The sequence below is a fragment of the Brooklawnia sp. genome (genome assembly GCF_032229645.1).
In the GTDB taxonomy this organism is placed as follows: Bacteria; Actinomycetota; Actinomycetes; order Propionibacteriales; family Propionibacteriaceae; genus Brooklawnia.
This window is the reverse complement of record NZ_JAVTWX010000131.1, coordinates 16,613-27,850: the sequence shown is the minus strand read 5'-3', so window position 1 is coordinate 27,850 and position 11,238 is coordinate 16,613. Positions and strand designations below refer to the sequence as shown.

At 64.8% G+C, this 11,238-nt stretch carries 11 protein-coding genes; 8 read left to right on the top strand and 3 right to left on the bottom strand.

The features are described from left to right. Positions 1-241: DUF4235 domain-containing protein (locus tag AAFP05_RS10415; RefSeq protein ID WP_341729801.1), on the bottom strand; the 241-nt coding region annotated here is incomplete at its 3' end. Here AAFP05_RS10415 and dut point away from each other — a divergent pair. Genes dut through AAFP05_RS10400 form a run of 3 tightly spaced genes read left to right on the top strand, consistent with a single transcriptional unit; the run spans position 213 to position 2,711 of the window. Then, positions 213-704 (top strand): dUTP diphosphatase, encoded by a 492-nt coding sequence (gene dut / locus AAFP05_RS10410; protein ID WP_341729800.1) that lies wholly within the window; start codon positions 213-215, stop codon positions 702-704. The two genes, AAFP05_RS10415 and dut, sit on opposite strands and share 29 nt — an antisense overlap. A gap of 40 nt (positions 705-744) precedes the next feature. Continuing rightward, positions 745-1,533, top strand: a complete 789-nt coding sequence (locus tag AAFP05_RS10405; protein WP_341729799.1) for a DUF3710 domain-containing protein — start codon at positions 745-747, stop codon at positions 1,531-1,533. A 35-nt stretch (positions 1,534-1,568) separates the two neighbouring features. Further along, positions 1,569-2,711: a class I SAM-dependent RNA methyltransferase gene (locus AAFP05_RS10400; RefSeq protein ID WP_341729798.1), complete on the top strand. Its 1,143-nt coding sequence runs from the start codon at positions 1,569-1,571 to the stop codon at positions 2,709-2,711. 305 nt (positions 2,712-3,016) lie between these two features. On the opposite strand, the gene AAFP05_RS10395 is transcribed toward AAFP05_RS10400, so the two are convergent. Both AAFP05_RS10395 and AAFP05_RS10390 read right to left on the bottom strand, forming a co-directional pair. Next, complete coding sequence (locus tag AAFP05_RS10395) at positions 3,017-4,483, bottom strand: NAD-dependent succinate-semialdehyde dehydrogenase (protein ID WP_341729797.1); 1,467 nt, start codon at positions 4,481-4,483, stop codon at positions 3,017-3,019. Positions 4,484-4,532: 49 nt separating this feature from the next. Then, on the bottom strand, positions 4,533-5,282 hold the full coding sequence (locus tag AAFP05_RS10390; RefSeq protein WP_341729796.1) for an SDR family oxidoreductase: 750 nt from the start codon (positions 5,280-5,282) through the stop codon (positions 4,533-4,535). A gap of 164 nt (positions 5,283-5,446) precedes the next feature. Between AAFP05_RS10390 and AAFP05_RS10385 the strand changes: the two genes are divergently transcribed. Genes AAFP05_RS10385 through AAFP05_RS10365 form a run of 5 tightly spaced genes read left to right on the top strand, consistent with a single transcriptional unit; the run spans position 5,447 to position 11,225 of the window. Beyond that, positions 5,447-7,657 carry a thiamine pyrophosphate-dependent enzyme gene (locus AAFP05_RS10385; protein WP_341729795.1) on the top strand — a complete coding sequence of 737 codons (2,211 nt, stop codon included), beginning with the start codon at positions 5,447-5,449 and terminating at the stop codon, positions 7,655-7,657. Positions 7,658-7,692: 35 nt separating this feature from the next. Beyond that, a complete protein-coding gene (locus AAFP05_RS10380) occupies positions 7,693-8,997 on the top strand; it encodes a dihydrolipoamide acetyltransferase family protein (RefSeq protein WP_341729794.1) in 1,305 nt (434 codons plus the stop codon). A gap of 12 nt (positions 8,998-9,009) precedes the next feature. Beyond that, positions 9,010-10,008, top strand: a complete 999-nt coding sequence (locus tag AAFP05_RS10375; RefSeq protein ID WP_341729793.1) for an alcohol dehydrogenase catalytic domain-containing protein — start codon at positions 9,010-9,012, stop codon at positions 10,006-10,008. Beyond that, positions 10,008-10,532: a VOC family protein gene (locus AAFP05_RS10370; RefSeq protein ID WP_341729792.1), complete on the top strand. Its 525-nt coding sequence runs from the start codon at positions 10,008-10,010 to the stop codon at positions 10,530-10,532. Before AAFP05_RS10375 ends, AAFP05_RS10370 begins: the two co-directional genes overlap by 1 nt. Positions 10,533-10,535: 3 nt before the next feature. Next, positions 10,536-11,225 carry a GntR family transcriptional regulator gene (locus AAFP05_RS10365; protein ID WP_341729791.1) on the top strand — a complete coding sequence of 230 codons (690 nt, stop codon included), beginning with the start codon at positions 10,536-10,538 and terminating at the stop codon, positions 11,223-11,225. The last annotated feature ends 13 nt before the right edge of the window (positions 11,226-11,238 follow it).

Genomic DNA, 11,238 nt, shown 5'->3' with positions numbered 1-11,238 from the left:
GATCGTTCGGGTCGGGCGGTTCTTGACCTGTGATCTGCTTCCAGCCCTTCTGAATAAGTTTCTGGACGGCGAACGTTGCGACGGCACCAAGAGCCCCCGCGACGATCTTGAACTCGACGCCCGAGATCGGGCTACTCTGATTCGCTGCATCGCTCACGCCTGCAATCCTAGGCCAACGCCGAGCCTCAGCGCAGTGAACTACCCTTGCACGCGTGAGCAGATCTGAGCTGGTCGTACCCATCCGGATGATCGACGATGGGTTGCCCATGCCTGCCTACGCGCGTCCGGGCGACGCGGGCGCCGATCTGGCCACTGCCGTCGACGTGGTCATCGCGCCCGGTGAACGCGTTCTCGTACCAACCGGAGTGACGATCGCGTTGCCGGATGGCCACGCCGGATTCGTGCATCCCCGCTCGGGGCTGGCCGCCCGGAGCGGCCTGACGATCGTCAATGCTCCGGGAACGGTCGATGCCGGGTACCGAGGGGAGATCAGGGTTTGCCTGCTCAACACCGATCTGCGCAATCAGATCGAGTTGCACCGGGGCGACCTGATCGCGCAGTTGGTCGTCCAGCGAGTCGAGCGGGTGCGCTTCGAACCGGTCGATGAGCTGCCGGTCAGCGAGCGGGGTACCGGTGGACATGGATCGACCGGCGGTGTCAGCGCCTGGCGGGAGTCGCGCAGCAGGCGGGAATCGGTGGATTGAGGGTTTAGTCTTGAGAGCGATTTCTAGAAGGGGACACGACGTGATCTTTGGCCGCAAGAAGAGTAAGGACGCTGAACTCGACGAATCGGCGGTCGACGAGGAAACCCTCGACGAACTCGAGGACGACGACGAGGACGAAGCCGTGGTGGCGGACGACGAAGCCGCCGACAACGAGGATGCTGATGACGAGGATCCTGAGGTCGATGAGTGGGCTGCCTTGGATGCGAGTCGCGACTGGCGCGAGGACGGTCCCTTCGATATCACCGAGGTCGACCTGGACGCCGACGATATCGAACGACTCGACTTCGGCTGTGTGGTGCTGACACCCTTCGACGGCATGCAGATGCAACTGCAGGTCGATCAGCGCACCAAGAAGGTGCAGGCTGCGCTCGTGATGGCCGGTGCGTCCGCCATCGAGATCGCGCTCTTCGCCGCGCCTGCGCAGACCTCGCTGGTGGGCGATATCCGCGACGAGATGGTCGCCGCCACTCAAAAGGCAGGCGGGCAGGCATCCCTCGCCGAGGGCCCCTTCGGCACCGAGGTGCGCCGGGTTCTTCCGATGACCGATCCCAAGGGCAACCGGGTCGTCCACATTTCTCGCACATGGTTCGCTTCCGGACCGCGGTGGATGCTGCGCGGTGTCGTGATGGGCGAGGCGGGCCGGTCGTCCGGCATCGATGGCGTGTCCGAGCTGGTCTATGAATTCTTCAGCAACACCGTGGTGCGCCGCGATCAACAGCCGAAGGTGCCCGGTGATCTCATTGCGATGACGTTGCCCAACTCGGTGGCCACACAGGACGCGGCCGAGGCTGCAACGGCCAAGGGGTGATCTAGCTGCCCCGGGGTCGCGTTGAAGGAGAGATCATGCCGATCCAGCCCTCCACCGAACTGGGCAAGATAGCTCACGGTGGCCATTGTGTCGCCCACCTCGATGGGCGGGTGGTTTTCGTCCGCCACGGTATCCCCGGCGAACAGGTGCGGGTGCGTATCATCGACGACTCGAAGCCGCGGTTCTGGTGGGGCGAGGTTGCCGAGGTGCTGGAGCCCAGCACCGACCGGGTGACCCCGCCATGCCCGGTGGCCGGCCGCTGCGGCGGTTGCGACTTCCAGCACATCTCGATCGCGCGGCAACGCGAGTTGAAGGCTCAGGTGATCGCCGAGCAATTGCAGCGACTGGCCGGCCTGGACGTCGACGTAACGGTACAGCCGATGACTGGGGACGACCAGGGCCTCGGCTGGCGGACCCGCATGCGTTATCTCGTCCGCGATCATCGGGTGGGGTTGCGTGCCTGGCGGTCGGACGAGCTTGTCGAGCTGCCCTCCGGCGGCTGCCGGATCGCTCACCCCGGCGGGCCGACCGATCTGCTCGCACTTGCGACACGTGACGGCGATCTGCAGGTCGTGGTGGCGGACGACGGCTGCACGGTTCTCGGACCGGACGGTAAGGTGCTGGCAGGTAGCGAGATCGTCACCCAGCACGTGCGTGGACGAGCTTTCCGGGTGCGCGCCGACGGCTTCTGGCAAGTGCATCCGGACGCAGCAGAGGTACTGACAGCCGCCGTGCTGGAAGGCCTGGCGCCGAAGGCGGGGGAGCGGGTCGTCGATCTCTATTGCGGTTGCGGCCTCTTCGCCGGAGCGCTGGTGGACGCCGGTTGCCGCGTGACAGGTATCGAGGCGAGTCGGTCGGCCATTGAACTGGCCAGGCAGAATGTGCCGCAAGCCAGGTTTTTCGCCACCCGCATGGAACAGGCTGGCTCTCGGCTGCCGGAGACCGCCGATCTGATCGTCCTGGATCCGCCGCGAACAGGTGCCGGTGCCGGTGTGGTCAAGCGGCTCGCGCAGCTGGACGCTCGGGCCATCGCCTATGTAGCGTGCGATCCGGCTGCCCTTGCCCGCGACCTGGCCACCTTCGCCAAGCTCGGCTACCAGCTCGACTCGTTGCGGGCATTCGATCTGTTCCCGATGACCCATCACGTGGAGTGCGTGGCCATCCTGCGGCCTGCCTGAGCGGGGTTTGGGCGCATCGCGCCTGAATTGGGCGCAGCGGCTGTTGAAATGCTCGGCCCATTCTGCAACGGCTACCGATAGTCGCAGCGGCTGTTCAAATGCTCGGCCCATTCTGCAACGGCTACCGAGAGTCACGTCCGCTACCGGAATTCCGGTAGCCAGCGCGATTTCCGGTAGCGGCTGAGAAGACAGTGTGCATTCCGGCAGCCGCTATCGTCCGGCAGCCGCTACCGTACGTCTGTCGCTACCGTCCGGCAGCCGCTACCGTACGTCTGTCGCTACCGTCCGGCAGCCGCTGTGACCACCTACCTGGGGACGGCGTAGTACTTGGTCTCAAGGAACTCCTCAATGCCCACTTCGGCGCCCTCACGGCCCAGACCGGACATCTTGACGCCGCCGAAGGGCGCGGCTGCGTCCGAGATCAGGCCGGTGTTGATACCGACCATGCCGGACTCGATGCCTTCACCGAACTTCATGGCATGCGCAACATCGGCCGAGAAGACATAGGACGCGAGACCGAAGTCGGTGTCGTTGGCCATCGTCAGCGCCTCGTCCTGGGTCGCGAAGCTGATCACCGGGGCGAACGGGCCGAAGATCTCCTCACGGTGGATCCGGGCGTCCGGAGTGATTCCGCTAATGACGGTGGGCTCCATGAAATAGCCGGGGCGGTCTATGACGTTGCCGCCGGTCGCAACCTTTCCCCCCTTGTCAATGGCGTCCTGCACCAATTCCATGACGGTATTGCGCTGCGTGGCATCGATCAGCGGACCGGTGGTCACGCCGTCCTCGAGGCCATAGCCAACGGTGAGCGCCGACATCCGCTCGGCGAACCGCCGGGTGAACTCGTCGACGATCGACTCGTGCACCAGTAGTCGGTTGCTGGCGATGCAGGACTCGCCGACGTTGCGCATCTTGGCGTCCATCGCGCCCTGTACGGCGACCTCCAGGTCGGCATCGGGCAGCACGATCAGCGGGGCGTTGCCGCCTAGCTCCATGGAGGTGCGCAGTACCCGGTTCGCGGCCTGCTGAAGCAGTCCCACGCCCACCTCGGTGGAGCCGGTGAAGGTGATCTTGCGCAGTCGCGGGTCGTTGATCAGCGGGGTGGTGGTCGCTCCTGAACGGCTGGTGGTGTACACATTCACCACACCTGCAGGCACACCGGCCTCCTGCAGCACAGTGGCCAGCAGGGTGGTGGTCAGGGGGGTCAGCTTGGCGGGCTTGAGGACGACCGTGCAGCCGGCGGCGAGTGCCGGAGCCATCTTGCGAGTCAGCATGGCCAGCGGGAAGTTCCACGGCGCGATCGCCAGCACCGGACCGACCGGCACCTTGTCGGTGATGATCCGTCGCCCGGACGAGGGCGCGATGCCGTTGCTCCCGTTGATCCGGCAGGCCTGCTCTGAGAACCAGCGCACGTACTCGTTGCCGTAGGCGACTTCGCCCAGGGCCTCGGCGTACGACTTGCCCATTTCCATGGTGATCAGAGCGGCGAAGAGTTCCTTCTTCTCCGCGATCAGGGTGAAGATCCGGCGCAGGATCTCGGCGCGGTCGCGGGGGTTGGAGGCCGCCCAGCCGGCTGCGGCATCGCTCGCCGCGTCGAGCGCCTGCATGGCCTGCTCGGGCGTGGCGTCGGCCACCTCGGCAAATGCCTGACCGGTGGCGGGGTTCTCGACTGGGATGGTCTTGGCGGTCGCTACCCACTCGCCACCGATGAACAAGCCCTTGGGAAGTGCCTCAAGAACCCGCTGCTCAAGCTGTTCGGTACGTTCTGACATGTTGTGATCTCCTGGTGATCGATCCGGGAAGTGAGGATTGACGGCCGGTCTAGCCGGCCATGTAGTGACCGCCGTTGATCGGGACGATCGCCCCGTTGACGAAGCTGGAGGCCTCCGAACAGAGGAATGCGATGACCGAGGCGACCTCTTCGGGGCGGCCGTTGCGTCCGAGTGGAGTCTCCCCGGCAAGCACATCGCCCTTCTCCGCGAAGGTCTCGGCGTTCATTCGCGTGTCGATGAACCCGGGAGCGACGATGTTCACGCGGATCTGGCGGCGTCCGACCTCCCCGACGATGCTGCGGGCGAGGCCGACGATGGCGGCTTTCGATGTCGCATAGGCCGCCTTTCCCGGGCTGCCCCGACGTCCGGCGTCGGACGAGAAGAGCACCACCGAACCGCCATCGGCCATCAGTGGCAGCAGTTCGCGATTCAGCTGGAAGACCGCGCGCACGTTGATGTTCATCACGCGATCCCAATGCTCGTCGGGCATCTCATCGATCGGGTCCCGTCCGATGATCCCTGCGGCTGGCACCAGAAGGTCGAGCCCCGCCATCGTCGAGCGCACGAACGCGCCCAGCTCATGCACCTTCTCGACGTTGGTGAGGTCGGCGGCGAAGATCTCCACCTGCTCCGCGCCTGACTTGCGGCATTGTTCGGCGGTGATGGCGAGCTTGTCCTGATCGAGGTCGACCAGCACCAGCCGGGCACCTTCGGCCGCCAGCAGATGCGCTGTGGCGCGTGCGATGCCATTCGCTGCACCGGTGATCACAGCGCGCCGATGCTCCAGATCCCACTTCATCTCTTAAAGGCCTCCTTGCCCGCGGATGTATCCAGCTTAGACGCAGGTTCCCCGTCTTGGCCAGATCCTATTGCCAAGAATCCGCATAATTGGATACAATCGCGGCATCTAGTTGGAGTGCGCGCAACTGACGGGCGCAACCACTCAGAACACCGGAGAGGTCCATGACTCACGAAGAAGTGCTCGTTCCATCCGTTCCGTGGAAGCAGATCAGTACCACCCAGGCCGACTGGGATGCAGCAGATCCCCAGCTCCTGCGGGCAATGCTCGTCCAGATGCAGATCATCCGCTCCTTCGAGGAGGTCGCGCTGAAGCTCGCCTCCGAGGGCGCTCTGCACGGCCCCGCGCATTCCAGCATCGGCCAGGAGGGTGGCGCAGTTGGATCCATCATCGGCCTGCGCCCGACCGACGGCGTTAACGGAACCCACCGCGGTCACCACCAGTTCCTGGCGAAGGGTCTGAACTATCTGCGCGGCACGGCTTTTGATCCCGCCAACCCGATCGACGATGAGATCCACGCATTCGTCAAGAAGACACTGGCTGAGATCCTGGGGCTCGATCAGGGCTTCAGCCACGGCCGCGGCGGCTCGATGCACCTGCAGTGGCGAGAAGCCGGCAACCTGGGTACCAACGCCATCGTCGGCGGTGGCGTCCCGCTGGCCAACGGCTCGGCGTTCTGTCAGAAGTACACCCAGGCCGAGCGGCCGCAAGACGGCGGGTCAGATGTGACCGTCACCTACTTCGGCGATGGTGCGTCCAATATCGGTTCGACGCTGGAGACCATGAACCTGGCCTCCGCCTGGCATCTGCCGCTCTGCTTCTTCATCGAGAACAACATGTATGCGGTCTCGACCAACGTCTTCGAGGCGACGAACGAGCCCAGGCTGTCGGCTCGGGCGTCCGGCTTCGGTATGCCGGCCTGGCGCGTCGACGGTATGGATCCACTGGCGGTCTACCTGACCATGCAGCAGGCCGCCGAATTCATGCGCCAGGGCAAGGGCGCCGTGGTCGTGGAGGCCGAGGTCTACCGCTACTTCCATCAGAACGGGTCCTTCCCGGGCAGCGCCTTCGGTTATCGCAGCAAGGAGGAGGAGGCCGAGTGGCGTCAGCGCGATGCCATTCAGCGCGTCGCTCGCGAGCTCATCTCGCGCGGCAATCTCACCCAGGAGGTCGTCGACCAGATGGTCGAGACCATTGATGAGGTGATGGCAGGCCTGATGGACGAGTTTACCCAGGCCGATCCGGAGTCGAAGCGGCCCAAGAAGCGCATCCGCCCCGAGCTGTGGCCCGATCCGTCGTTCGTCGACTACGGCATCCGCGGAGATGCCTCCGAACTCGAGTCCTGGAAGGCGCTCGAGGATGATCAGGTCACCGCTTGGCGGGAGGTGAAGTTCGCCGATGCGGCTGCCGACGTGATGGAGCGCCGCATGCAGACCGACTCGCGCTATGTCACCATGGGCGAGGATGTGCACAACCTCAAGGGCGGCACCAACGGCGTTACCCGCGGATTGAAGGCCGAGTTCGGCGATCGCATCATGGGCACACCGATCAGCGAGAACGGATTCGCAGGGCTGGCCGGTGGCATCGCCATGGACGGCCGCTATCGTCCGGTCATCGAGTTCATGTATTCCGACTTCATGTGGGTGGCCGCCGACCAGGTCTTCAACCAGATCGGCAAGGCCCGACACATGTTCGGTGGCGACCACCCGATGCCGCTGGTGCTGCGTTCCAAGTGCGCGATGGGTGCCGGCTACGGCTCCCAGCACTCGATGGATCCGGCCGGCGTCTATGCCGCGCACCCGGGCTGGCGGATCGCCGCTCCGTCGAACGCGTTCGACTATGTGGGTCTGATGAACGCCGCGCTGGCGCTCGAGGATCCCGTCATGGTTATCGAGCATGTCGATCTCTACGAGAAGGCGGACCGGGTTCCCGAGGGTGATCTCGACTTCATCATTCCACCGGGCGTCGCGAAGGTCCGGCGGCCAGGCAGCGAGCTGACCATTATCGCCTACCTGAACATGGTCGAGCTGTCCCTGAACGCGGTCGAGGCCACCGGCATCGATGCGGAGGTGATCGATCTGCGCTGGCTCGACACGGCATCGATGGACTGGCAGACCATCGGCGAGTCGATCAAGAAGACGAACAACGTGCTGTTGGTCGAGCAGGGTTCGCCTGGTCCGGGCTACACCAGCCGGATCGCCACCGAAATCACCGAACGCTTCTTCGACTACCTGGATCAGCCGGTGCAGCGGGTCTTTGGCTCGCAGTCAACTCCGACGATCTCGAAGGCACTGGAGCGTGCCGCGCTCGCTTACGAGCCCGAGATCGAGGCCGGTATCGCCCGCGTCCGCCGCAACCTGGGCCAGCAGGCCTGAGGGGAGATAGCTGAATCATGGCTACCGTTGTTTTAATGCCGGCCGTGGTGGCCGACGCCGAGGATGCCGTGCTCACCGCATGGCTGGTCTCCGAAGGCGATCAGGTCGTCAAAGGCCAGGAACTCGCGGAGATCGAGACCGACAAGGCGAACGTCGAGGTCGAGGCCGAAACCAAAGGCACGGTCGGACGCCTCATCGGTGCTGCCGGCGACAGGATCGCCGTCGGCGCGCCGATCGCGGTGCTGCTGGCGGCTGGGGAGGACGCGTCGGCCATCGCCGATGCGTTGGGCGAACAGCTGCCTGCCGCGACTGCTGCTCCTTCCGCGGAGCCCGCGCCTGTACCCACTGCGGTGGCACAGTCGGCTCCCGCCGTGCAGCCTGCGGTACATCAGCCGGGTGAGCGGGTCTTCGCTTCGCCGCTGGCCCGGCGGATCGCGGCCGATCATGGTCTCGACATCGCGCAGATTCCCGGACGAGGACCTCGCGGACGAGTACTCCGTGCCGATGTGGAAGCCGCCTTCGCCGCTCAGTCGGCTGCTCCGGCGGTCGCAACGCCGGCCGGCCCCGTCCTGCAGCGCACTTCCGCAGCACCGTCGGCCGCCGACGCGCCGCGTCGCGCCGAGACCGTCTCCAGCGAGCCCGCTCCCGAAGCCGGCGGTGCCTACCAGGACATCCCGTTAACCGGAATGCGCCGGGCGATCGCGCGGCGGCTGAGCGAATCCAAGGCCACCATTCCGCACTGGTATGTCACGGTGGACGCCCGATTGGACGCCCTGCTGGCCTACCGCAAGCAGCTCAACGAGGCCAGCCTAGTCAAGATCAGCGTGAACGATCTGCTGGTCAAGGCGATCGCGGCCACCTTGCAGGCAGTGCCCGAGGCCAACGCAGTCTGGAACGGCGATTCGATCCGCCGGTACTCGACCGTCGACATCTCGGTCGCGGTCTCCACACCGACCGGCCTGGTCACCCCGGTGGTCCGCGGTGTGGAAAAGCTCGGTATGAGCGCACTGGCGGCGGCTACCAAGGATCTCATCGAGCGCGGGCGCGACGGCAAGCTCAAGCAGAAGGAGATCGACGGCGGCTCGTTCTCGATCAGCAATCTGGGCATGTATGGGGTGCGTGACTTCTGCGCCATCATCAATCCACCGCAGTCGGCGATTCTGGCGGTCGGAGCGGCGGAGCCGCGTCCGGTGGCCAACGGCGACGGCGAACTCAGCATCGCCACGGTGATGACGATGACGCTGTCGAGCGATCATCGGGTGATCGACGGCTCTCTGGCGGCAGAGTTCATGCAGGCACTCAAGGCCCGCCTCGAGAACCCTGTGCTGCTGGCGTTGTGAGGGAGGACTGCCATGAAGGCGGTTGTGAAGTATGCTGCCGGCGCTGAACACGTGGAGCTCCGGAGCCTCCCGGAGCCCACGCCCGCTCCGGGCCAGGCGTTGCTCGAGGTGATCTATACCGGCGTCTGCGGCACCGATCTGCATGTGATGCGCGACGAGTACAAGGTCGATCCGCCGGTGGTGATGGGGCACGAGGTGCTCGGGCGGGTAATTGAGACCGGCTCACTAGATGATGCCCCATGGGTCGGCAAACGGGTGGTCGTCGAGACCTTCTTCCGCTGCTGCGAGCGCTGCGAGATGTGCCGGGCCGGGCGCCGGAATATGTGCGAGCAACGAGAATCCATCGGATCATTCCGCGATGGCGGATTCGCCGAGAAGCTCGTCGTCCCGGTGCTGAATCTGCATGAGGTGCCTGAAGGCATCCCGGACGAGATCGCCGCGCTGGCCGAACCGCTGTCATGCACCTGCCACGCGCTTCTGCTGCGCAGCACGATCAAGGCCGGGCAGCGGGTCTTGGTCACCGGACCCGGCCCGATGGGCTATCTCGCTGCGCAGGTGAGCAAGGCCAGCGGTGCTGAGGTCACGTTGGCAGGCATCGCCTCTGATGCTGAGAAGCTGGCCGGCCTCGCGTCCGAGGGCATCACCACGACCATCGATACTCCTGCCGAGATGGCCTTCGACGTCGCCATCGACTGCTCGGGGGTGGCCGCGGGTGCGTCCAATGCGATGAGGGCCGTGAAGCGTGGTGGTGCGTACATCCAGGTCGGCATTTTCGGGCGCGATGTCAGCGTCCCGTTGGACGTGCTCATTCTGCGCGAGCTGACCATGACGGCAGGGTTCTCGCATTCGCCCAGGGCGTGGGACCTGGCAGTGGATCTGATGGCCAGTGGCAAGCTCGACCTAGCCCCGTGCATCGGCCCGATCTTTCCTATCGAACGATGGGCAGACGCGTTGGCTGCTATCAGCGATGGCGGGACCATGAAAGTACTGATCGACCCGAGGAGCCGATGATGGCGATTCCAGGACTTCGCGGTACGGACCATGTGGGATTCACCGTCCCTGATCTCGAGCAGGCACATGACTTCTTCGTCGATGTGCTCGGCTGCGAGTTCTTCTTCGAACTCGGTCCCTTCGAATCCGCCGGCGGCACCTGGATGTCGGAGCATGTCAATGTGGACGACCGGGCGCGTTTCCGCAACAGGCATTACCGGCTCGGGCACGGTTCGAATTTCGAGATCTTCGAATATGAGCTTGAGGGACAGAATACCCGGCAGCCGCCCAACAGCGATGTTGGAGGTTTCCATCTGGCGTTCTATGTGGACGATCTGGACGCGGCCGTTGACTACCTGAGGTCGCACGGGGTTCGGGTGTTGGGGGAACCCACCGCGAGCAGCGGCGCCAATCTGGGCCAACGCTGGGTCTACTTCCTCTCCCCGTGGGGTATGCAGTTCGAGATGCTGAGCTTCCCGGACGGCAAGGCATATCAGGAAGGGCGCTCGCGGTTGCTGTGGAGCCCGGTCCACCCGCAGGATTGACCGATGACACACGAGGTCGTAGCGCGCGCCGTGCAGGCATCCCGGATCGTCGACGAACTGCGCGAGCAGATCTTGCACGGCGATCGGGCGCCCGGGTCCCGGCTTGGGCAGGAATCGCTGGCAGCTGAGTTCGGCGCGTCCAGAATGCCTATCCGGGAAGCGCTGCGGGCGCTGGAAGCCGAGGGTCTGGTGAAGATCAGGGCACACTCGGGAGCCTGGGTCTCCGGACTCGACCAAGAAGAATTCGAGCAGTGCTACAAACTGCGCGAAGTAGTCGAGCCGATGATCATCGGGGAATCCGCGCCGTTGTTGAACACCGCTCAGATCGAGCGGATAGCTCAATTGGCGGATCTGATTGACAAGACCGGCGGAGCGAAAGGACTTCGGTCGTTCCTGAGACTGGACAGGGAATTTCACCTGCTCAGCTACGCCGGGGCGACCTATCCCTTCCTGACCGAATTGGTGACCAGGTTGTGGAACACCACGCAGCCCTACCGGCGCGAACTCGTCCGCTTCATGCCCGATGCGTCCTTCCAGTCCACCTGCGCCGAACATCACTTGATCGTGGACGCGTTGCGCAACCGCGATATCGAAGCCGCCCAGACCTTGGTGCGGCTGCATATCCGCCGCACCCGAATGACCCTGGGCAACTACAGCGAAGTCCTGTGGGCCGGCGACCAGGACAACGGCTGATTCTGGCGGCGCT

Excerpts from the sequence above, each read along its gene's own strand:
- AAFP05_RS10380 (WP_341729794.1), top strand. The coding sequence starts at position 7,693 with ATGCCGGCCGTGGTGGCCGACGCCGAGGATGCCGTGCTCACCGCATGG.
- AAFP05_RS10385 (WP_341729795.1), top strand. The coding sequence starts at position 5,447 with ATGACTCACGAAGAAGTGCTCGTTCCATCCGTTCCGTGGAAGCAGATC.
- AAFP05_RS10370 (WP_341729792.1), top strand. The coding sequence starts at position 10,008 with ATGGCGATTCCAGGACTTCGCGGTACGGACCATGTGGGATTCACCGTC.
- AAFP05_RS10390 (WP_341729796.1), bottom strand. The coding sequence starts at position 5,282 with ATGAAGTGGGATCTGGAGCATCGGCGCGCTGTGATCACCGGTGCAGCG.
- AAFP05_RS10400 (WP_341729798.1), top strand. The coding sequence starts at position 1,569 with ATGCCGATCCAGCCCTCCACCGAACTGGGCAAGATAGCTCACGGTGGC.
- AAFP05_RS10375 (WP_341729793.1), top strand. The coding sequence starts at position 9,010 with ATGAAGGCGGTTGTGAAGTATGCTGCCGGCGCTGAACACGTGGAGCTC.
- AAFP05_RS10395 (WP_341729797.1), bottom strand. The coding sequence starts at position 4,483 with ATGTCAGAACGTACCGAACAGCTTGAGCAGCGGGTTCTTGAGGCACTT.
- AAFP05_RS10365 (WP_341729791.1), top strand. The coding sequence starts at position 10,536 with ATGACACACGAGGTCGTAGCGCGCGCCGTGCAGGCATCCCGGATCGTC.